This is a genomic window from Escherichia sp. AM3 (genome assembly GCF_032029835.1).
Lineage (GTDB): Bacteria > Pseudomonadota > Gammaproteobacteria > Enterobacterales > Enterobacteriaceae > Escherichia > Escherichia coli.
In genome coordinates this window covers 1-20,098 of record NZ_JAVUPQ010000017.1, presented here as the reverse complement: position 1 = coordinate 20,098, position 20,098 = coordinate 1, and the positions used below count along the sequence as shown (strand labels likewise).

At 52.1% G+C, this 20,098-nt stretch carries 21 protein-coding genes and 1 pseudogene; 16 read left to right on the top strand and 6 right to left on the bottom strand.

The annotated features are described in order from the left end of the window. Nucleotides 1-33 precede the first annotated feature (33 nt). Nucleotides 34-459 (bottom strand): annotated as a pseudogene (gene tnpA, locus RTW80_RS09425) (IS200/IS605 family transposase); the annotation flags it as partial. A gap of 7 nt (nucleotides 460-466) precedes the next feature. Between tnpA and RTW80_RS09420 the strand changes: the two are divergent. The 4 genes from RTW80_RS09420 to RTW80_RS09405 all read left to right on the top strand — a co-directional run bounded on the left by RTW80_RS09420 (nucleotide 467) and on the right by RTW80_RS09405 (nucleotide 3,038). Beyond that, nucleotides 467-1,675, top strand: coding sequence for an RNA-guided endonuclease InsQ/TnpB family protein (locus RTW80_RS09420; protein WP_000826403.1), 1,209 nt, complete (start codon nucleotides 467-469; stop codon nucleotides 1,673-1,675). A gap of 169 nt (nucleotides 1,676-1,844) precedes the next feature. Next, nucleotides 1,845-2,192: a YidH family protein gene (locus tag RTW80_RS09415; RefSeq protein WP_000703959.1), complete on the top strand. Its 348-nt coding sequence runs from the start codon at nucleotides 1,845-1,847 to the stop codon at nucleotides 2,190-2,192. Continuing rightward, complete coding sequence (locus RTW80_RS09410) at nucleotides 2,182-2,544, top strand: DUF202 domain-containing protein (RefSeq protein WP_001113432.1); 363 nt, start codon at nucleotides 2,182-2,184, stop codon at nucleotides 2,542-2,544. The genes RTW80_RS09415 and RTW80_RS09410 overlap by 11 nt, the downstream gene beginning before the upstream one ends. After that, nucleotides 2,541-3,038 carry a radical SAM protein gene (locus RTW80_RS09405; RefSeq protein WP_000148063.1) on the top strand — a complete coding sequence of 166 codons (498 nt, stop codon included), beginning with the start codon at nucleotides 2,541-2,543 and terminating at the stop codon, nucleotides 3,036-3,038. The genes RTW80_RS09410 and RTW80_RS09405 overlap by 4 nt, the downstream gene beginning before the upstream one ends. 7 nt (nucleotides 3,039-3,045) lie before the next feature. On the opposite strand, the gene emrD is transcribed toward RTW80_RS09405, so the two are convergent. After that, a complete protein-coding gene (gene emrD / locus RTW80_RS09400) occupies nucleotides 3,046-4,230 on the bottom strand; it encodes a multidrug efflux MFS transporter EmrD (RefSeq protein WP_000828746.1) in 1,185 nt (394 codons plus the stop codon). A gap of 81 nt (nucleotides 4,231-4,311) precedes the next feature. On the opposite strand from emrD, the gene ysdE reads away from it, so the two are divergent. Continuing rightward, nucleotides 4,312-4,386: a protein YsdE gene (gene ysdE / locus RTW80_RS09395; protein WP_211180519.1), complete on the top strand. Its 75-nt coding sequence runs from the start codon at nucleotides 4,312-4,314 to the stop codon at nucleotides 4,384-4,386. Nucleotides 4,387-4,509: 123 nt separating this feature from the next. Here ysdE and tisB read toward each other — a convergent pair whose 3' ends face one another. Then, nucleotides 4,510-4,599, bottom strand: coding sequence for a type I toxin-antitoxin system toxin TisB (tisB, locus tag RTW80_RS09390; protein WP_000060506.1), 90 nt, complete (start codon nucleotides 4,597-4,599; stop codon nucleotides 4,510-4,512). Nucleotides 4,600-5,163: 564 nt separating this feature from the next. Between tisB and ivbL the strand changes: the two genes are divergently transcribed. The 7 genes from ivbL (at nucleotide 5,164) to uhpT (ending at nucleotide 12,375) form a co-directional block, all read left to right on the top strand. Beyond that, complete coding sequence (ivbL, locus tag RTW80_RS09385) at nucleotides 5,164-5,262, top strand: ilvB operon leader peptide IvbL (protein WP_001312198.1); 99 nt, start codon at nucleotides 5,164-5,166, stop codon at nucleotides 5,260-5,262. A 105-nt stretch (nucleotides 5,263-5,367) separates the two neighbouring features. Further along, nucleotides 5,368-7,056, top strand: a complete 1,689-nt coding sequence (ilvB, locus tag RTW80_RS09380) for an acetolactate synthase large subunit (protein WP_000168464.1) — start codon at nucleotides 5,368-5,370, stop codon at nucleotides 7,054-7,056. A gap of 3 nt (nucleotides 7,057-7,059) precedes the next feature. Further along, complete coding sequence (ilvN, locus tag RTW80_RS09375) at nucleotides 7,060-7,350, top strand: acetolactate synthase small subunit (RefSeq protein WP_001181706.1); 291 nt, start codon at nucleotides 7,060-7,062, stop codon at nucleotides 7,348-7,350. A gap of 74 nt (nucleotides 7,351-7,424) precedes the next feature. Next, on the top strand, nucleotides 7,425-8,015 hold the full coding sequence (gene uhpA / locus RTW80_RS09370; protein ID WP_063119272.1) for a transcriptional regulator UhpA: 591 nt from the start codon (nucleotides 7,425-7,427) through the stop codon (nucleotides 8,013-8,015). Next, complete coding sequence (gene uhpB, locus RTW80_RS09365; protein ID WP_001295243.1) at nucleotides 8,015-9,517, top strand: signal transduction histidine-protein kinase/phosphatase UhpB; 1,503 nt, start codon at nucleotides 8,015-8,017, stop codon at nucleotides 9,515-9,517. Before uhpA ends, uhpB begins: the two co-directional genes overlap by 1 nt. Before the next feature lie 9 nt (nucleotides 9,518-9,526). Beyond that, nucleotides 9,527-10,846, top strand: a complete 1,320-nt coding sequence (uhpC, locus tag RTW80_RS09360) for an MFS transporter family glucose-6-phosphate receptor UhpC (protein ID WP_000936566.1) — start codon at nucleotides 9,527-9,529, stop codon at nucleotides 10,844-10,846. Between the two features lie 137 nt (nucleotides 10,847-10,983). After that, on the top strand, nucleotides 10,984-12,375 hold the full coding sequence (gene uhpT, locus RTW80_RS09355) for a hexose-6-phosphate:phosphate antiporter (RefSeq protein ID WP_000879194.1): 1,392 nt from the start codon (nucleotides 10,984-10,986) through the stop codon (nucleotides 12,373-12,375). A 44-nt stretch (nucleotides 12,376-12,419) separates the two neighbouring features. Here uhpT and adeD read toward each other — a convergent pair whose 3' ends face one another. Next, the gene (gene adeD / locus RTW80_RS09350) at nucleotides 12,420-14,186 is read right to left on the bottom strand and encodes an adenine deaminase (RefSeq protein ID WP_001065695.1); all 1,767 of its coding nucleotides are present in this window, start codon (nucleotides 14,184-14,186) and stop codon (nucleotides 12,420-12,422) included. 174 nt (nucleotides 14,187-14,360) lie between these two features. Here adeD and adeQ point away from each other — a divergent pair, with 174 nt between their 5' ends. The 3 genes from adeQ (at nucleotide 14,361) to nepI (ending at nucleotide 17,601) form a co-directional block, all read left to right on the top strand. Next, nucleotides 14,361-15,695, top strand: a complete 1,335-nt coding sequence (gene adeQ / locus RTW80_RS09345) for an adenine permease AdeQ (protein WP_001403836.1) — start codon at nucleotides 14,361-14,363, stop codon at nucleotides 15,693-15,695. Nucleotides 15,696-15,747: 52 nt separating this feature from the next. Next, complete coding sequence (locus RTW80_RS09340) at nucleotides 15,748-16,200, top strand: DUF1198 domain-containing protein (RefSeq protein WP_032248063.1); 453 nt, start codon at nucleotides 15,748-15,750, stop codon at nucleotides 16,198-16,200. A 210-nt stretch (nucleotides 16,201-16,410) separates the two neighbouring features. Continuing rightward, a complete protein-coding gene (gene nepI / locus RTW80_RS09335) occupies nucleotides 16,411-17,601 on the top strand; it encodes a purine ribonucleoside efflux pump NepI (RefSeq protein WP_001288549.1) in 1,191 nt (396 codons plus the stop codon). Nucleotides 17,602-17,641: 40 nt separating this feature from the next. Here nepI and yicS read toward each other — a convergent pair whose 3' ends face one another. Continuing rightward, the gene (gene yicS / locus RTW80_RS09330) at nucleotides 17,642-17,935 is read right to left on the bottom strand and encodes a protein YicS (RefSeq protein ID WP_000805509.1); all 294 of its coding nucleotides are present in this window, start codon (nucleotides 17,933-17,935) and stop codon (nucleotides 17,642-17,644) included. Between the two features lie 221 nt (nucleotides 17,936-18,156). Between yicS and nlpA the strand changes: the two genes are divergently transcribed. After that, complete coding sequence (gene nlpA / locus RTW80_RS09325; protein WP_000779429.1) at nucleotides 18,157-18,975, top strand: lipoprotein NlpA; 819 nt, start codon at nucleotides 18,157-18,159, stop codon at nucleotides 18,973-18,975. 3 nt (nucleotides 18,976-18,978) lie between these two features. On the opposite strand, the gene RTW80_RS09320 is transcribed toward nlpA, so the two are convergent. Continuing rightward, entirely contained in the window at nucleotides 18,979-19,902 is a 924-nt protein-coding gene (locus tag RTW80_RS09320) for a carboxylate/amino acid/amine transporter (protein WP_000535963.1), read from the bottom strand. Nucleotides 19,903-20,098: the final 196 nt, after the last annotated feature.

Below are 20,098 nucleotides of genomic sequence, written 5' to 3'. Positions count from 1 at the left end.
GCGGGGATATAAGGCGCGGTTTTCCACCTGACCAGGTGTTTGCTGTTGTTCAACGTATTGGCGGATGACGGATATTGGCGCACCTCCGCAGCTACTGGCAAAATAACCAGGACTCCACAAAACGCCTTTGTAGTAATACCTGACTGCAATATCTGGTCGATCTCGTCGCAGTCACCTACCCGATACGCCTTTGAGGCTGTTTACCAGACTGGATATCGCCAGTTTGGGAGGATAGTTAATTAACAAATGGACGTGATCTGGTTCGCCATCCATTTCAACCAGTTCAGCTTCAAAATCAGCACATACATTTGAAAAGTAAGCGCGTAGTTTTTCTGTCGCGTCATGGTCAAAAATCTGACGTCGGTATCTGGTGACAAAGACCAGGTGAACATGCATCAGGAAAACACAATGCCTTCCCCGTCGGATATCGGTTTCTTTATTCATAGACCAAAGTATCATTTGGCCTGTGAAACGATTACAGGCATTTAAATTCCAGTTAAGACCAGGTGGTCAACAGGAGTGTGAAATGAGGCGCTTCGCAGGCGCATGTCGTTTCGTTTTCAATCGTGCTCTGGCACGTCAGAATGAGAATCATGAGGCCGGTAATAAATACATCCCTTACGGGAAAATGGCTTCCTGGCTGGTTGAGTGGAAAAATGCCACTGAAACGCAATGGCTTAAAGATTCTCCCTCACAGCCATTGCAACAGTCACTGAAAGACCTTGAGCGGGCTTACAAAAACTTCTTCCGGAAGCGGGCTGCTTTTCCCCGATTCAAAAAGCGGGGACAGAATGATGCATTCCGCTACCCGCAGGGCGTTAAGCTCGATCAGGAAAACAGCCGTATTTTTCTGCCGAAACTGGGCTGGATGCGCTACCGGAATAGCCGTCAGGTCACGGGTGTTGTGAAAAATGTCACTGTCAGCCAGTCCTGCGGTAAGTGGTACATCAGTATTCAGACAGAAAGTGAAGTATCCACTCCGGCTCACCCTTCAGCATCAATGGTCGGGCTGGATGCTGGCGTGGCTAAACTCGCCACGCTGTCAGATGGCACAGTCTTTGAGCCTGTAAACAGTTTTCAGAAAAACCAGAAGACGCTGGCGAGACTTCAGCGACAGTTAAGCCGCAAGGTCAAATTCAGCAACAACTGGCAGAAGCAGAAACGCAAAATACAGCGACTGCATTCCTGTATCGCAAATATCCGCAGGGACTACCTTCACAAAGTCACAACGGCCGTCAGCAAAAACCACGCAATGATAGTCATTGAGGATTTGAAGGTCAGCAACATGTCAAAGTCAGCAGCGGGTACGGTCAGCCAGCCGGGGCGCAATGTCCGGGCAAAATCAGGTTTAAACCGTTCGATACTGGATCAGGGCTGGTATGAAATGCACCGCCAGCTTGAGTACAAGCAGCTCTGGCGTGGCGGTCAGGTGCTTGCTGTTCCGCCAGCGTATACAAGCCAGCGTTGCGCGTACTGTGGTCATACAGCGAAAGAGAACCGCCTGTCACAAAGTAAATTCAGATGCCAGGTATGTGGATATACAGCGAACGCCGATGTAAATGGCGCTCGTAACATTTTAGCGGCGGGGCACGCCGTTCTTGCCTGTGGAGAGATGGTGCAGTCAGGCCGCCCGTTGAAGCAGGAACCCACCGAAATGATTCAGGCGACAGCCTGAACGTAGCAGGGATCCACGTCCTTCAGGGCGTGGAGGATGTCAATTTGCGCTATGATACCCATCTGACCTCCTTGTAGCGGATGGCAAAAGCATATCAGGAAACGGGCGGACGAAATTCTTAAAAAAACCGCTAAAGGTAGAGCGTTAGTGAAATTGCAAAGGAGCAACAATGAAAATTTCCCGCCTCGGAGAAGCGCCTGATTACCGCTTCTCGCTGGCTAATGAGCGTACTTTTCTGGCGTGGATCCGTACTGCACTAGGATTTCTGGCGGCGGGGGTTGGGCTTGATCAACTTGCGCCAGATTTCGCCACGCCCGTCATTCGCGAACTGCTGGCGTTGTTGTTGTGTCTGTTTTCCGGCGGGTTAGCGATGTATGGCTACTTGCGCTGGTTACGCAATGAAAAAGCGATGCGTCTGAAAGAGGACCTGCCCTACACCAACAGCTTATTAATCATTAGCTTAATATTGATGGTCGTGGCGGTGATCGTTATGGGACTGGTGTTGTATGCCGGATAGCCGCAAAGCCAGACGCATTGCCGACCCAGGACTGCAGCCGGAGCGCACATCACTGGCGTGGTTTCGTACCATGCTGGGCTACGGCGCGTTGATGGCGTTGGCTATCAAACACAACTGGCACCAGGCGGGCATGTTATTCTGGATTTCGATTGGCATTCTCGCCATCGTGGCGCTGATCCTCTGGCACTACACCCGTAATCGCAATTTAATGGATGTCACGAATAGCGATTTTTCCCAATTTCACGTAGTCCGTGACAAATTTTTGATCTCCCTCGCGGTGTTATCTCTCGCAATACTGTTTGCTGTAACGCATATACATCAACTTATCGTATTTATTGAGAGAGTCGCATGACAGGAAGTCAGGTCATTGATGCTGAAGAGGACAGGCATAAACTGGTTGTAGAGTACAAGGATGCTCTGCAACCTGCCGATTTTTATCACAATTTCAAACAGCGGGGCATCCGCTCCGTACAGCTCATTCCCTATCTTGAATTTGATGACCGGGGCGATCTGACGGCCGCTTCGGTGACAGCAGAGCTGTGGGGGAAATTTTTAATTGCCCTGTTCGAGTGTTGGGTGCGGGCAGATATCAGTCGTATCTCGATTGAGCTTTTTGACGCCACCTTACAAAAATGGTGTGGCAGCGAAAACCCGCAACCGCGCCGTGACTGCCAGGCGTGCGACTGGCATCGCCTGTGCCCGCACGCTCGGCAGGAGACGCCAGACAGCGTGCTTTGTGCGGGCTATCAGGCGTTTTATTCTTACTCCGCACCGCATATGCGGGTGATGCGTGATCTGATAAAGCAGCATCGTTCTCCCATGGAGCTGATGACGATGCTGCGGTGACGTGCGCTTAAACGGGCTGCCCCTGATGCGACATCCGCGTCGCCAGCGGCAGCCAGCACAGCACGATCAACAATCCCATTAAGGTCATCAATAACCCCAGGCTACCCTGACCGGTTTGCGGCAACATCGCAGAGAGCGACGCCAGCACGCCGGAACCAATGTTTTGCAGACCGCCGACCAGCGCGCCAGCCGTGCCCGCCAGGAAGGGGAACGGCTCCATCGCGCCGCTGGTCGCCAGCGGAAACAGCATCCCGGCACCGAAAAAGAACAGCGCGGCGGGAACGAGCAGCGTCCAGACATTCATCACGCCAAACCAGTCGGGGATCCACATCAGCAAGCCAGCCAGCAGGCAGCAGATAACCGACTGCCACATTAACGTGGAGAAGCGTTTATTGGGACGTCCGGCAAACCATGCGCCAAAAAACGCTGCCGGAATCGGCAGAATAAACAAAATACTGACCGTCATACTGCTCAGCCCTAACACCGCGCCCATCAGCACGCCGGAGCAGGCTTCAAAGGCGGCAATCCCGGCCAGACCGCCAATCAGCATCAGCAAATAACAGTTAAAACCGCTGTTACCGAAAAGCGTTTTATAACTGGTAAGCAGGCGCGTGCGCGGTGCATCGACCGGACGCGTTTCCGGCATCCAGCGGGCCATACTGAAGGTCACACCAGCACAAAGAACCAACAAAAAGAGATAACAGGCGCGCCAGTTCCACATCGTATCCAGCAGACCGCCGATTAGCGGTGCGAGCAACGGACTGACGAGAATCCCCATGTTTAACAGGCTGTTAGCATGGCGCAACTGTGTCCGTTCATATAAATCTCGCGGCAAAGTACGCGCCATTACGCCGCCAACGCCGGTGCCCATCCCCTGCATCGCGCTGGCGGCAATCAACACCGTCAAACTGGAGGTCGTGACCGCGACCAGCGTTGCCAGCATAAAAATGGACATTCCGACGAGGATCACCGGTCGGCGGCCCACGCGGTCGGAAATCGGGCCATAAAACAGCTGTGAGACACCGTAAGTCAGCAGATAAGCGCCCATTACGCTCTGCACCGCCCCTTCACGGACGTTGAGATCGCGCGCCATATCGGCAATAGCTGGAATATAAATGGTTTGCGCCATCTGACCGACGGCCACGAGTAATACCAACATCAATAACAAATTGACGTTTCTTTGCCTTTTCATTATCACGGATGCTTTTATAAAAATAATTAGAATAAGTCACTACGCATTCCCATAAATGCGGGAGAGGAATCTATCACATTGATGAATGTTAGCCAGATATACGCCAGGAATGGGGAATTGTTTAGCGGCAGAATATGTAAACAAAAGCGGCAATAAATGTTGCCGGGAGAGATGGTAGGGCGGATAAGATGCGTCAGCATCGCATCCGACACCAACCCGCACGCTAAATATAAAAGGGGAGCGGTTTCCCGCTCCCCTTTGGTGCGACTTGAATCTGAATTACTTCAGGTATTTCAGAACAGCATCAAGCAGTTGCAGTGCTGCAACAATGAGTTTGAGGATAAGAATGGCGATATCCACCAGGCTCATACGCGTCTCCTGTGGTTCAGGAGCACTGCCAGCTGACGTACCTTTCCGCTGCCTGTTGCCAGCTGTTGTGCACGCGGTATCTCAAGGAGAAACGTTGTGCTTGTTGACATAACACAGTGTGCTCACGCGGGGTTAAGGCGCTGACGGCACCACCCGTTTCAGCCAGGACTTAGTGCGCCGGGTAACGATGCGGCCCCCGCATAACACATTGCGTACAGTGATATTATAGAAGTTTACTGTATAAATAAACAGTAATATTTGGACAAAACGCAAACTGTGATCGATACTCAACTATGCACTAAATACGTCAAAATTCGTGCCGAAATTGCGCGTTCTGCGCGGAACACGTATACTTTCAGTGTTGACATAATACAGTGTGCTTTGCGGTTACCAGCCGCAGGCGACTGACGAAACCTCGCTCCGGCGGGGTTTTTTGTTATCTGCAATTCAGTACAAAACGTGATCAACCCCTCAATTTTCCCTTGCTGAAAAATTTTCCATTGTCTCCCCTGTAAAGCTGTGCTTGTATAAATATTGTTAAACACAAAACCAACAAGGTCCCCAATGACTACTTCCATGTTCAACGCAAAACTACTACCAACTGCGCCATCCGCCGCAGTGGTCGTCGTGCGTGTGGTGGTGGTCGTCGGCAATGCGCCGTAGGGACTGGAACAACACACGATTCCAAAACCCCGCCGGCGCAAACCGGGCGGGGTTTTTCGTTTAAGCACCTCCCGGAAAGTCGGCCCAGAAGAAAAGGACTGGAGCATGGCAAGTTCGGGCACAACATCGACGCGTAAGCGCTTTACCGGCGCAGAATTTATCGTTCATTTCCTGGAACAGCAGGGCATTAAGATTGTGACGGGCATTCCGGGCGGTTCTATCCTGCCTGTTTACGATGCCTTAAGCCAAAGTACGCAAATCCGCCATATTCTGGCTCGCCATGAACAGGGCGCGGGATTTATCGCTCAGGGAATGGCGCGCACCGACGGTAAACCGGCGGTCTGTATGGCCTGTAGCGGACCGGGTGCGACTAACCTGGTGACCGCCATTGCCGATGCGCGGCTGGACTCCATCCCGCTGATTTGCATCACTGGTCAGGTTCCCGCCTCGATGATCGGCACCGACGCCTTCCAGGAAGTCGACACCTACGGCATCTCTATCCCCATCACCAAACACAACTATCTGGTCAGACATATCGAAGAACTCCCGCAGGTCATGAGCGATGCCTTCCGCATTGCGCAATCAGGCCGCCCAGGCCCGGTGTGGATAGACATTCCTAAAGATGTGCAAACGGCGGTTTTTGAGATTGAAGCTCAGCCCGCGGTGGCAGAAAAAGCCGCTGCACCCGCCTTTAGCGAAGAAAGCATTCGTGACGCAGCTACAATGATTAACGCTGCCAAACGCCCGGTGCTTTATCTGGGTGGTGGTGTGATCAATGCGCCTGCGCGGGTGCGTGAACTGGCGGAGAAAGCGCAACTGCCTACCACCATGACTTTAATGGCGCTGGGCATGCTGCCAAAAGCGCATCCGTTGTCGCTGGGTATGCTGGGGATGCACGGCGTGCGCAGCACTAACTATATCTTGCAGGAGGCGGATTTACTGATTGTGCTCGGTGCGCGTTTTGATGACCGGGCGATTGGCAAAACCGAGCAGTTCTGTCCGAATGCCAAAATCATTCATGTCGATATCGACCGTGCAGAGCTGGGTAAAATCAAGCAGCCGCATGTGGCGATTCAGGCGGATGTTGATGACGTGCTGGCGCAGTTGATCCCGCTGGTGGAAGCGCAACCGCGTGCAGAGTGGCACCAGTTGGTAGCGGATTTGCAGCGTGAGTTTCCGTGTCCAATCCCGAAAGCGTGCGATCCATTAAGCCATTACGGCCTGATCAACGCCGTTGCCGCCTGTGTCGATGACAATGCGATTATCACCACCGATGTGGGGCAGCATCAGATGTGGACCGCGCAAGCTTATCCGCTCAATCGCCCACGCCAGTGGCTGACCTCCGGTGGGCTGGGCACGATGGGTTTTGGCCTGCCTGCGGCGATTGGCGCGGCGCTGGCGAACCCGGATCGCAAAGTGTTGTGTTTCTCCGGCGACGGCAGCCTGATGATGAATATTCAGGAGATGGCGACCGCCAGTGAAAATCAGCTGGATGTCAAAATCATTCTGATGAACAACGAAGCGCTGGGGCTGGTGCATCAGCAACAGAGTCTGTTCTACGAGCAAGGCGTTTTTGCCGCCACCTATCCGGGCAAAATCAACTTTATGCAGATTGCCGCCGGATTCGGCCTCGAAACCTGTGATTTGAATAACGAAGCCGATCCGCAGGCTGCATTGCAGGAAATCATCAATCGCCCTGGCCCGGCGCTGATCCATGTGCGCATTGATGCCGAAGAAAAAGTTTACCCGATGGTGCCGCCAGGTGCGGCGAATACTGAAATGGTGGGGGAATAAGCCATGCAAAACACAACTCATGACAACGTAATTCTGGAGCTCACCGTTCGCAACCATCCGGGCGTAATGACCCACGTTTGTGGCCTTTTTGCCCGCCGCGCTTTTAACGTTGAAGGCATTCTTTGTCTGCCGATTCAGGACAGCGACAAAAGCCATATCTGGCTACTGGTCAATGACGACCAGCGTCTGGAGCAGATGATAAGCCAAATCGATAAGCTGGAAGATGTCGTGAAAGTGCAGCGTAATCAGTCCGATCCGACGATGTTTAACAAGATCGCGGTGTTTTTTCAGTAACCGCTCAAGGCTTGAACAACATCGCGCTTATCGTTAAGGTAAGCGCGTTTTTTTTTACCCGCCAGGACAAGACCATGATCACCGTTGCCCTTATAGACGATCACCTCATCGTCCGCTCCGGCTTTGCGCAGCTGCTGGGGCTGGAACCTGATTTGCAGGTAGTTGCCGAGTTTGGTTCGGGGCGCGAGGCGCTGGCGGGGCTGCCGGGGCGCGGTGTGCAGGTGTGTATTTGCGATATCTCCATGCCCGATATCTCCGGTCTGGAGCTGCTAAGCCAGATGCCGAAAGGTATGGAGACGATTATGCTCTCCGTTCACGACAGTCCTGCGCTGGTTGAGCAGGCGCTTAACGCGGGGGCACGCGGCTTTCTTTCCAAACGCTGTAGCCCGGATGAACTCATTGCTGCGGTGCATACGGTTGCCACGGGCGGCTGTTATCTGACGCCGGATATTGCCATTAAACTGGCATCCGGTCGTCAGGACCCGCTAACCAAACGTGAACGCCAGGTGGCGGAAAAACTGGCGCAAGGAATGGCGGTGAAAGAGATTGCCGCCGAACTGGGCTTGTCACCGAAAACGGTACACGTCCATCGCGCCAATCTGATGGAAAAACTGGGCGTCAGTAACGACGTAGAGCTGGCGCGCCGCATGTTTGATGGCTGGTGATGAAGACGTTGTTCTCCCGCTTAATTACCGTTATTGCCTGCTTTTTTATCTTCTCTGCCGCATGGTTTTGCCTGTGGAGTATCAGCCTGCATCTGGTTGAGCGCCCTGATATGGCGGTGCTGTTATTTCCGTTTGGTCTGCGTCTGGGGCTAATGCTGCAATGCCCGCGCGGATACTGGCCGGTGCTGCTGGGCGCGGAGTGGCTGCTGATTTACTGGCTAACGCAGGCGGTCGGTTTAACCCATTTTCCGTTATTGATGATCGGTAGTTTACTGACGTTACTGCCCGTAGCGCTGATCTCGCGCTATCGCCATCAGCGTGACTGGCGCACCTTGCTGTTACAGGGGGCGGCGTTAACGGCGGCGGCGTTGTTGCAGTCGCTGCCCTGGCTTTGGCACGGCAAAGAGTCGTGGAATGCGCTGTTGCTGACTTTAACTGGCGGCCTGACGCTGGCCCCGATATGTCTGGTGTTCTGGCACTATCTCGCCAATAACACCTGGCTGCCGCTCGGCCCGTCACTGGTTTCTCAGCCAATCAACTGGCGCGGGCGACATCTGGTCTGGTACTTGCTGCTGTTTGTTATCAGTCTCTGGCTCCAGTTGGGATTGCCGGACGAACTGTCGCGCTTTACGCCATTCTGTCTGGCGCTGCCGATTATCGCGCTGGCCTGGCACTATGGTTGGCAAGGGGCGCTGATTGCGACGTTGATGAACGCCATCGCGCTGATCGCCAGTCAAACCTGGCGCGATCATCCGGTGGATTTATTGCTCTCGCTGCTGGTGCAAAGTCTGACAGGGTTGTTGCTTGGCGCTGGCATCCAGCGGTTGCGTGAACTTAACCAGTCGCTGCAAAAGGAACTGGCGCGCAATCAGCATCTGGCTGAACGGTTGCTGGAAACCGAAGAGAGCGTGCGCCGTGATGTGGCGCGTGAGCTGCATGATGATATCGGTCAGACCATCACTGCTATTCGTACTCAGGCGGGCATTGTTCAGCGGCTGGCGGCAGATAACGCCAGCGTGAAGCAGAGCGGGCAGCTCATCGAACAACTATCGCTGGGCGTTTACGACGCGGTGCGCCGTTTGTTGGGTCGGTTACGTCCGCGCCAGTTGGATGATCTCACCCTGGAGCAGGCCATCCGCTCACTGATGCGGGAAATGGAGCTGGAAGGGCGCGGTATTGTCAGCCATCTCGAATGGCGAATCGATGAATCAGCGTTAAGCGAAAACCAGCGCGTGACGCTGTTTCGTGTCTGCCAGGAAGGGCTGAACAACATTGTGAAACATGCTGATGCCAGCGCGGTCACCCTGCAAGGCTGGCAGCAGGATGAACGGTTGATGCTGGTTATTGAAGACGATGGCAGCGGTTTGCCGCCGGGTTCCGGGCAACAAGGTTTTGGCCTCACCGGAATGCGCGAGCGCGTAACGGCGCTGGGTGGCACATTACACATTTCCTGTCTGCACGGCACGCGTGTCAGCGTTTCTCTACCTCAACGCTATGTCTAAGGTTTGATGATGTTGCCGTTTCTGAAAGCGCCTGCCGATGCGCCATTAATGACTGATAAATATGAAATTGATGCCCGCTATCGCTACTGGCGTCGGCATATTCTGCTGACCATCTGGCTGGGTTACGCGCTGTTTTACTTCACGCGGAAAAGTTTTAACGCCGCCGTACCAGAAATCCTTGCTAACGGCGTGCTCAGCCGTAGCGATATCGGCCTGTTAGCGACCCTGTTTTACATTACCTATGGCGTGTCGAAGTTTGTCTCCGGCATTGTCAGCGATCGCTCAAATGCCCGTTATTTTATGGGGATAGGGCTTATCGCCACGGGCATTATCAACATTCTGTTTGGCTTCTCGACGTCGCTATGGGCGTTTGCCGTACTCTGGGTGCTGAACGCCTTTTTCCAGGGCTGGGGTTCACCGGTGTGTGCGCGTCTGTTAACCGCCTGGTATTCTCGTACCGAGCGCGGCGGTTGGTGGGCATTATGGAACACGGCGCATAACGTCGGCGGCGCACTCATTCCCATTGTGATGGCAGCGGCTGCACTACATTACGGCTGGCGTGCCGGGATGATGATTGCTGGTTGTATGGCGATCGTCGTGGGAATTTTTCTCTGCTGGCGGCTGCGCGATCGCCCGCAGGCGTTAGGTTTACCGGCGGTCGGTGAATGGCGACACGACGCGCTGGAGATAGCTCAACAACAAGAAGGGGCAGGGCTGACGCGTAAAGAGATCCTCACCAAATATGTGTTGCTGAATCCGTATATCTGGCTGCTTTCGTTTTGCTATGTGCTGGTCTATGTGGTCCGGGCGGCGATCAACGACTGGGGCAATTTGTATATGTCCGAGACGCTGGGCGTCGATCTGGTCACGGCGAATACGGCAGTGACGATGTTTGAACTGGGTGGATTTATCGGTGCGCTGGTAGCGGGTTGGGGCTCGGACAAATTGTTTAACGGCAACCGAGGGCCGATGAATTTGATTTTCGCCGCCGGAATTTTGCTTTCAGTCGGCTCCCTGTGGCTGATGCCATTTGCCAGCTACGTGATGCAGGCAACCTGCTTCTTCACCATTGGTTTTTTTGTCTTTGGCCCACAGATGTTAATCGGTATGGCGGCGGCAGAGTGTTCCCACAAAGAGGCGGCAGGGGCGGCGACGGGGTTTGTCGGCTTGTTTGCTTATCTGGGGGCGTCGCTTGCTGGTTGGCCGCTGGCGAAAGTACTCGATACCTGGCACTGGAGTGGATTTTTTGTGGTTATCTCTATCGCCGCCGGGATTTCCGCACTGCTGTTACTGCCCTTTTTGAACGCCCAGACACCGCGCGAAGCGTGATGCATCTCACCTTTTCACTTCATATCCGGCAAAACTAAGAAATTTTCCAGGTTTTGCCTGGACGCTATCTCAGGCCTGATTTGCTGCTGATTTTTACAATGCATGCCTCACGCAGGTATTCATTTCAGGAGTAACCCATGCTGGCTTTCTTAAACCAGGTTCGCAAGCCGACCCTGGACCTTCCGCTCGAAGTGCGGCGCAAAATGTGGTTCAAACCGTTCATGCAATCCTACCTGGTGGTCTTTATCGGCTACCTGACGATGTACCTGATTCGCAAGAACTTTAACATCGCGCAGAACGATATGATTTCGACCTACGGGTTGAGCATGACGCAGCTGGGGATGATCGGCCTGGGTTTCTCCATCACTTATGGCGTGGGTAAAACGCTGGTTTCCTACTACGCCGACGGCAAAAACACCAAACAATTCCTGCCGTTCATGCTGATCCTCTCTGCTATTTGTATGCTGGGCTTCAGTGCCAGTATGGGCAGCGGCTCGGTTAGCCTGTTCCTGATGATTGCCTTCTACGCCTTAAGCGGCTTTTTCCAGAGTACCGGCGGTTCGTGCAGTTACTCCACCATCACCAAATGGACGCCGCGTCGTAAACGCGGGACATTCCTCGGTTTCTGGAATATTTCTCACAACCTTGGCGGTGCAGGCGCAGCAGGTGTGGCGCTGTTCGGGGCAAATTACCTGTTCGATGGCCATGTCATCGGCATGTTTATCTTCCCGTCGATTATCGCGCTGATTGTCGGTTTTATCGGCCTGCGTTACGGCAGCGACTCCCCGGAATCTTATGGCCTCGGCAAAGCTGAAGAACTGTTCGGCGAGGAGATCAGCGAAGAGGACAAAGAGACAGAATCTACCGATATGACCAAGTGGCAGATCTTTGTTGAGTATGTGCTGAAAAACAAAGTGATCTGGCTGCTGTGCTTCGCCAACATTTTCCTCTATGTGGTACGTATTGGTATCGACCAGTGGTCAACCGTATACGCGTTCCAGGAACTGAAACTCTCTAAAGCGGTGGCGATTCAGGGCTTTACGCTGTTTGAAGCTGGTGCGCTGGTCGGTACGCTGCTGTGGGGCTGGCTCTCTGACCTGGCGAACGGTCGCCGTGGCCTGGTGGCCTGCATCGCGCTGGCGCTGATTATCGCCACGCTCGGTGTGTATCAACATGCCAGCAACGAATATATCTATCTGGCTTCTCTCTTTGCGTTGGGTTTCCTGGTCTTTGGCCCGCAATTGTTGATTGGTGTGGCTGCTGTTGGCTTTGTACCTAAAAAAGCGATTGGCGCTGCCGATGGTATTAAAGGCACCTTTGCTTACCTGATTGGTGACAGCTTTGCCAAGTTAGGTCTGGGAATGATTGCCGATGGGACGCCGGTATTCGGCCTTACCGGCTGGGCAGGCACCTTCGCCGCACTTGATATCGCCGCGATTGGTTGTATCTGCCTGATGGCGATAGTGGCGGTGATGGAAGAACGCAAAATCCGCCGCGAGAAAAAAATTCAGCAGTTGACAGTGGCATAAACGTAACTGGTGACTTTTGCCCGGCATGACGCCGGGCTTTTTTATTATTCCGTGACTTCCAGCGTAGTGAAGGCAAACTTCTCGCCATCAAATAGCCCCTGACTGGTTAGTTTTAGCGCGGGGATCACTGGCAGAGAAAGAAACGCCATCTGAATAAACGGCTCATCGGGTAACGGACCGCATTCACGGGCGGCGGCTTTCAAGGCGTCAATCTGTTCCGCCAGCGACTGCGCCGTGTCGGTGCTCATCAGGCCGGCAATGGGCAACGGCAGATGACTTTGGACCTGGCCGTTACGTACCACGCACAGCCCGCCGCCATCCTGAATCACCTGATTGACCGCCAGCGCCATCTCTTCGGCACTGCGACCGATCACCACAATATTATGGCTGTCATGGCTGACCGTCGCAGCCAGCGCACCTTCATTCAGTCCAAAGCCGCCAAGCAAACCACAAGCCGGAGCCAGCCGTTGCCCGTAACGCTCAAGTACGGCAATAAAGCTCACATCATCGCGATCAAAACCATTTTCGCTGTAGACGCTGGAGTGGGAGTGCGTAATCAATTCGTTATGGATGACGTCAATGACCCGATAGCGTTTTCCGGGCGTAAATTGCAGGGCAAAGTCGCTGGCGGAAACTGGCTGGCGGGCAATGGTGTTGCCATATGGCGGAGCGGATTGTGCCAGTCTCGCCGACTCTTCCGCCTGTAAGGTTTGCGCATCAATCGGCTCGCCTTTCACCAGTACCTGCTGCACCGTGACCTTACGCGCATCGCTCAACAGGACGATATCGGCCTGCTTGCCGGGTGCCAGTAAGCCGAGGTGATTCAGACCAAAGTGGCGCGCCGTCGACCAGCTGGCGACGCGATATGCCACATGCAGCGGCACATTGTGTTGTTCGATCAGGCGGCGAATTAAGGCATCGATGTGTCCTTCATGGGCGATCTCCCACGGGTTACGGTCATCGGTACAGAGCATGCATTGCGGGCTGTTAAATTCGTTGATCAACGGTGCCAGCGCGTTGAGATTGCGGGCAGCGGACCCTTCGCGGATCATCAACGACATGCCGAGTTGTAATTTCCGGCGTCCTTCTTCCAGCTGATAACTTTCGTGGCAGTTTTCAATACCCGCAGTAATATAGGCGTTAAGTTCTTTACCACCCAAACCCGGGCAGTGACCGTCCAGCGTCAGGTGGCGAAATGCATCCAGTTTATCGAGCAGCGCATTCTGCCCGCTAATTACGCCAGGGTAGTCCATCATTTCTGCAAGGCCGGTAACCTGCGGATGGTCCCGCCAGGCGAGCATCTGTTCAAGGGTAAAACTGGCACCGTTAACATCGCAGCCTTCCAGGGCGGGTACGCAAGAGCTGACCTGTAAGTACTGGTTTTGCCTTGCCTGTTCGGCACAGCGGGCAAACCAGGCGAATCCGGCTTCTCCCATCACGTTGACGATTTCATGAGGGTCGCAAATAACGGTCGTCAGGCCGCGCGGCAGGGTAGCGGTTTCAAAAGTGACCGGCGTCATCATGCTGGATTCAATATGCAGGTGAGCATCAATAAACCCTGGCACCGCCGTTGCGCCGCGAGCATCAATCCGCTGCAAAGCCGGAGCATCAGCGTATTCTGCGCCAACACCGGCAATGTAACGTCCTTTAATCACAATTGGGCCGGAAATTTCTCCGCCATTGATCAGGTCGAGAATAGAGACATTATCAATAATATAATCGGCAACAGCGTCGCCACGGGAAACGGCTAACAATTCCTGGTATTCAGCCCGGCTAATGTGATGAAATTTATGGTTAATAGAATTATTCATATTTTTCTCATTTTGATTTTATCAATTTGATTATTATTTATCATAAAGAAACGTCGCGAGATTATTAAAGAATATCCATTAATGTGCAATTGAAATGTGATAATTATCACTGAACCGTTGTTGTCATTTGTTTTACAAAAGCAAGGGATTAAATCTCCTCCAATGGACAAAAAAATGAATAATGACAATACCGATTACGTGAGTAATGAATCAGGGACGCTTTCGCGATTATTTAAACTACCTCAGCATGGGACCACCGTCCGCACAGAATTGATTGCGGGGATGACCACTTTTTTAACCATGGTGTACATCGTTTTTGTGAACCCGCAAATCCTCGGCGCGGCACAAATGGACCCGAAAGTGGTGTTTGTTACCACCTGTTTGATTGCCGGTATCGGCAGTATTGCGATGGGGATATTTGCTAACTTACCCGTGGCGCTGGCTCCGGCAATGGGGCTGAACGCCTTCTTTGCCTTCGTGGTCGTGGGGGCGATGGGCATCTCCTGGCAGACCGGGATGGGCGCAATATTCTGGGGCGCAGTTGGACTATTTTTGCTCACGCTGTTTCGTATCCGGTACTGGATGATCTCCAACATTCCCTTAAGTTTACGTATTGGTATCACCAGCGGAATTGGATTATTTATCGCCTTAATGGGATTAAAAAATACTGGCGTTATTGTCGCCAATAAAGACACGCTGGTGATGATTGGCGATTTAAGTTCTCACGGCGTGTTGTTAGGTATTTTAGGGTTTTTTATTATAACCGTGTTGTCATCACGTCATTTTCATGCCGCGGTGCTGGTTTCTATTGTGGTGACGTCTTGCTGTGGATTATTTTTCGGTGATGTTCATTTTAGCGGCGTCTATTCCATTCCGCCTGATATTAGCGGCGTCATTGGTGAAGTAGATTTGAGCGGCGCGTTAACACTTGAACTCGCCGGTATCATTTTCTCCTTTATGCTGATCAACCTATTTGATTCATCAGGAACATTAATTGGTGTAACTGATAAAGCGGGCTTAATAGATGGTAACGGTAAATTCCCCAATATGAATAAGGCGCTGTATGTTGATAGCGTCAGTTCGGTGGCGGGTGCGTTTATCGGCACCTCGTCTGTTACTGCCTATATTGAAAGTACTTCTGGTGTGGCAGTCGGTGGCCGCACGGGGCTGACTGCGGTTGTGGTTGGCGTTATGTTCCTGTTGGTTATGTTCTTCTCACCGCTGGTGGCGATAGTTCCTCCTTACGCAACCGCCGGAGCGTTAATCTTTGTTGGCGTGCTGATGACTTCGAGCCTGGCGCGCGTTAACTGGGATGATTTTACCGAATCGGTGCCTGCGTTTATTACCACGGTGATGATGCCCTTTACTTTCTCGATCACCGAAGGGATTGCACTCGGCTTTATGTCGTACTGCATCATGAAAGTATGCACCGGGCGCTGGCGCGATCTGAACCTGTGTGTGGTGGTGGTCGCAGCTCTGTTTGCACTGAAGATTATTCTGGTGGATTAGTAACTGGCGAGGGTTTCCAGATATCATGAGTTCTGATTACGCAGGAGAACTCATGATCTGGATAATGCTCGCCACGCTGGCGGTAGTGTTTGTGGTTGGTTTTCGGGTGCTGACATCCGGGGCCAGAAAAGCGATTCGCCGTCTCAGCGATCGGCTGAACATCGATGTCGTACCCGTGGAGTCGATGGTCGATCAAATGGGAAAGTCAGCTGGTGACGAATTTTTACGTTATTTGCATCGTCCGGATGAGTCGCACCTGAAAAACGCCGCGCAGGTGTTGCTCATCTGGCAAATTGTCATTGTCGATGGTAGCGAACAGAACCTGCTGCAATGGCATCGGATTTTACAAAAAGCTCGCCTCGCCGCGCCGATTACCGACGCTCAGGTCAGGCTGGCGCTAGGTTTTCTGCGCGAAACCGAACCTGAAATGCAGGATATTAATGCTTTTCAGATGCGCTATAACGCGTTCTTTCAGCCTGCCGAGGGCGTTCACTGGTTGCATTGAAACCGTTTCGTCTTATCAGCCTACAGACCGCGCCTGACCTGTCGGGTGGATAAGACGTTCACGCCGCATCCGGTAATCTTTGCCCTGTTCCGTTTCGATCTTAACTCCAGCTCAAGCAACACCGTAAAAGTTGCAAAAACGTTAAATGCGTCACACATTTCAATGTTAAAGTGGTCGGCTTTTCCCCTGAAACATGCCACGGGTAACACCATGAGTGAATTTATTGCCGAAAACCGCGGCGCGGATGCCATCACCCGACCGAACTGGTCAGCCGTTTTCTCGGTGGCGTTTTGTGTCGCCTGTCTGATTATCGTTGAGTTTTTGCCCGTCAGTTTGTTGACGCCAATGGCCCAGGATTTAGGCATTTCGGAAGGGGTTGCCGGGCAATCGGTGACCGTGACCGCCTTTGTGGCAATGTTTGCCAGTTTGTTTATTACCCAGACAATTCAGGCTACTGACCGCCGCTACGTTGTTATTTTGTTTGCCGTTTTGCTGACGCTCTCCTGCTTGCTGGTTTCCTTTGCTAACTCATTCAGTTTGCTTTTAATCGGTCGTGCCTGTCTGGGGCTGGCGCTGGGCGGGTTCTGGGCGATGTCGGCGTCGCTGACCATGCGTCTGGTGCCGCCGCGTACGGTGCCGAAGGCGCTGTCGGTGATCTTCGGCGCGGTTTCTATTGCGCTGGTGATTGCCGCGCCGTTGGGCAGTTTTTTAGGCGAGCTTATCGGTTGGCGCAATGTCTTTAATGCGGCGGCGGTGATGGGCGTGCTGTGTATTTTCTGGATTATCAAATCATTGCCTTCACTGCCAGGCGAACCCTCGCATCAGAAACAAAATACTTTCCGCTTATTACAACGTCCGGGTGTGATGGCAGGGATGATCGCCATCTTCATGTCTTTCGCCGGGCAGTTTGCTTTCTTCACGTATATTCGCCCGGTGTATATGAACCTGGCGGGATTCGGCGTGGATGGCTTAACGCTGGTGCTGTTGAGTTTTGGTATCGCCAGCTTTATTGGTACGTCGCTTTCGTCGTTCATTCTTAAACGTTCGGTAAAACTGGCCTTAGCAGGCGCGCCGTTAATACTGGCTGTGAGTGCGTTGGTACTGACGTTGTGGGGAAGCGATAAAATCGTTGCTACCGGCGTGGCGATTATCTGGGGGCTAACTTTTGCATTGGTTCCCGTCGGCTGGTCAACGTGGATCACCCGCTCGCTGGCCGATCAGGCAGAAAAAGCCGGGTCTATTCAGGTGGCGGTTATTCAGCTTGCTAATACCTGTGGCGCGGCAATCGGCGGTTATGCGCTGGATAATATTGGTCTGACTTCGCCGTTGATGTTGTCCGGCACATTGATGTTGCTGACTGCATTGTTGGTTACTGCAAAGGTGAAAATGAAGAAATCCTGATATCAGGTAAAGAAGCGTTGGTCAGTAGTTGTTGCTGTTCTTACATATCCGGGCATTCTACCTTACCCAACGCTTCCCAATAATTGCTCTGATTATTACGTTCCATCGCCACGATGGCCTCGCGTATATGTTGTTTATTGTTTTCATCTGACAACATTAACTTTTCCCACGCTTCATCTGATAATGACGCCTGTGGCGTGCAAATTTTACGTAAATCTTGTAATACCGTGGTTTTCTCTTTTGCGGACTGCAGTGAGCTAAAAGGCGACTCGGCGTATACGATGCCTGGCATAGCGAAAAAAGTGAAAATAAGCAGTAGTGTCGTTGGTTTCATGGATTCAACCTTTTACAAATGTGTATCGAATGAAGCATAAGTGTAGTTTGCTTTCATCGCTCTCATCATGCTGTACGAAACGCGCTTGCGTGGTCAGTAAGAAGTGCCAGACTTTATATTCCACTTTTATTCCTTTTTATTCTTATCGATAGCGTTTCGTTTTTTAAACCGCAGCGACCTTACCGCTATAGTCAGGTAATCATTAATAAAAGGATAAAAAAATGAAACTGACAACACATCATCTACGGACAGGGGCCGCATTATTGCTGGCCGGAATTCTGCTGGCAGGTTGCGACCAGAGTAGCAGCGATGCAAAACACATTAAAGTTGGCGTTATAAATGGCGCAGAACAAGATGTCGCGGAAGTCGCTAAAAAGGTGGCAAAAGAGAAATATGGCCTCGATGTTGAACTGGTAGGATTTAGCGGTTCGTTGCTACCGAACGATGCGACAAATCATGGCGAACTTGATGCGAATGTCTTCCAGCATCGACCCTTTCTTGAACAAGATAATCAGGCGCATGGTTATAAACTGGTAGCGGTGGGAAATACGTTTGTCTTCCCTATGGCGGGTTATTCCAAAAAAATCAAAACCGTGGCGCAAATAAAAGAAGGCGCGACAGTGGCGATCCCCAACGACCCGACCAACCTTGGTCGCGCACTTTTACTGTTGCAAAAAGAGAAGCTAATTACTCTGAAAGAGGGAAAAGGGTTATTACCTACCGCGCTGGATATAACCGATAATCCTCGTCATTTGCAGATTATGGAACTCGAGGGGGCGCAGCTCCCGCGCGTACTGGATGATCCCAAAGTTGATGTGGCGATTATCAGCACCACTTACATTCAGCAGACCGGGCTTTCTCCGGTGCACGACAGCGTATTTATTGAAGATAAAAATTCGCCGTATGTGAATATTTTGGTGGCACGGGAAGATAATAAGAATGCAGAAAACGTGAAGGAATTTCTGCAATCTTATCAATCATCCGAAGTCGCTAAAGCGGCAGAAACCATCTTTAACGGTGGCGCGGTGCCTGGCTGGTAATTCTCACTCATCCCGCGCCGGACGATTTATTTTTCTGGCGCGGCGACGGGAATCCATTGAAATCAAAATTACCGATGACAGAATCAGCAGCGTTCCCAGCCAGTCCGGTAATGTGAACGTGATCCCCAGCAACAGCAAAGAGAGTAGCGCGCTACTTAATGGTTCTGCACAGCTCAAAATGCTGGCTTTTGGACCGCCAATTAATTGTGCTCCTTTCAGGTACAGACTAAATGTCAGGGACGTACCAATGACGATCAAATAAAAAAACGCCAAAATCAAACTGCCGTTAACGACAAAGTTTGTCCCTTGTCTGGCATAAAAAGGCAACAGAATCAGACCGCCGATCAGCATACTCCAGCCGACGACAGACAACGTGCCATAGCGGGCAATTAGCGTTGAGGGATAGGTGGTATAGAATGCAGCAGCAAATGCCGAGGCAATGCCCCAGAACAACGCGGCAGGAGAGATCGATAATGACGTCGGATTACCGTGTGTCACCAATAAAAAAGTCCCGACCAGCGATGTCAAAATAGCGCAGAAAACCAGAATGCCCGGGCGCGATTTACGCACCAGTGAGAACCAGGCGACGATAATCGTCGGTGAGAGGAATTGCAGCACCGTTGCCGTGGCTGCGTTCGATTTTTCGATGGTTAGCAAAAAAGTGAGCTGTACAGTTAGCGCGCCAACCACGGAAAAAATCAGCAGGCTAATGGCATCTTTATGATTGTTAATAATAGAAAAGATTTTATCGCCATGAACAAATGACAGCGTCAGTAGAATCAAACCGGCGAATATCAAACGCGTCATAGTCAAAAACTGCGACGACATCTGGCTTTGCTCCATGATGTATTGCGCGCAGACCCCTGAACTTCCCCACAACACGGCGGCAATCAGAACGTTCAGCATCCCCTTTCTGGTGGAACCCATTTTTCCCTCTGCATACTGTTTTGTCGTTTATGTATGCAGGCATGATAGCAAAAATGGCGAGGATGGCTCTGTTTGCGCCACGCCGATTTTTCTTAGCCCAGACTGGTGAGCTAAATATCTTTGGTGATGCTGCCAACTTACTGATTTAGTGTATGATGGTGTTTTTGAGGTGCTCCAGTGGCTTCTGTTTCTATCA

Coding starts and splice junctions, on each gene's coding strand:
- adeQ (WP_001403836.1), top strand. CDS start 14,361: ATGAATAATGACAATACCGATTACGTGAGTAATGAATCAGGGACGCTT.
- uhpB (WP_001295243.1), top strand. CDS start 8,015: ATGAAGACGTTGTTCTCCCGCTTAATTACCGTTATTGCCTGCTTTTTT.
- RTW80_RS09340 (WP_032248063.1), top strand. CDS start 15,748: ATGATCTGGATAATGCTCGCCACGCTGGCGGTAGTGTTTGTGGTTGGT.
- uhpA (WP_063119272.1), top strand. CDS start 7,425: ATGATCACCGTTGCCCTTATAGACGATCACCTCATCGTCCGCTCCGGC.
- ilvB (WP_000168464.1), top strand. CDS start 5,368: ATGGCAAGTTCGGGCACAACATCGACGCGTAAGCGCTTTACCGGCGCA.
- ilvN (WP_001181706.1), top strand. CDS start 7,060: ATGCAAAACACAACTCATGACAACGTAATTCTGGAGCTCACCGTTCGC.
- nlpA (WP_000779429.1), top strand. CDS start 18,157: ATGAAACTGACAACACATCATCTACGGACAGGGGCCGCATTATTGCTG.
- uhpT (WP_000879194.1), top strand. CDS start 10,984: ATGCTGGCTTTCTTAAACCAGGTTCGCAAGCCGACCCTGGACCTTCCG.
- nepI (WP_001288549.1), top strand. CDS start 16,411: ATGAGTGAATTTATTGCCGAAAACCGCGGCGCGGATGCCATCACCCGA.
- yicS (WP_000805509.1), bottom strand. CDS start 17,935: ATGAAACCAACGACACTACTGCTTATTTTCACTTTTTTCGCTATGCCA.
- RTW80_RS09320 (WP_000535963.1), bottom strand. CDS start 19,902: ATGGGTTCCACCAGAAAGGGGATGCTGAACGTTCTGATTGCCGCCGTG.
- adeD (WP_001065695.1), bottom strand. CDS start 14,186: ATGAATAATTCTATTAACCATAAATTTCATCACATTAGCCGGGCTGAA.
- uhpC (WP_000936566.1), top strand. CDS start 9,527: ATGTTGCCGTTTCTGAAAGCGCCTGCCGATGCGCCATTAATGACTGAT.
- emrD (WP_000828746.1), bottom strand. CDS start 4,230: ATGAAAAGGCAAAGAAACGTCAATTTGTTATTGATGTTGGTATTACTC.
- RTW80_RS09405 (WP_000148063.1), top strand. CDS start 2,541: ATGACAGGAAGTCAGGTCATTGATGCTGAAGAGGACAGGCATAAACTG.
- RTW80_RS09415 (WP_000703959.1), top strand. CDS start 1,845: ATGAAAATTTCCCGCCTCGGAGAAGCGCCTGATTACCGCTTCTCGCTG.
- tisB (WP_000060506.1), bottom strand. CDS start 4,599: ATGAGCCTGGTGGATATCGCCATTCTTATCCTCAAACTCATTGTTGCA.
- RTW80_RS09410 (WP_001113432.1), top strand. CDS start 2,182: ATGCCGGATAGCCGCAAAGCCAGACGCATTGCCGACCCAGGACTGCAG.
- ivbL (WP_001312198.1), top strand. CDS start 5,164: ATGACTACTTCCATGTTCAACGCAAAACTACTACCAACTGCGCCATCC.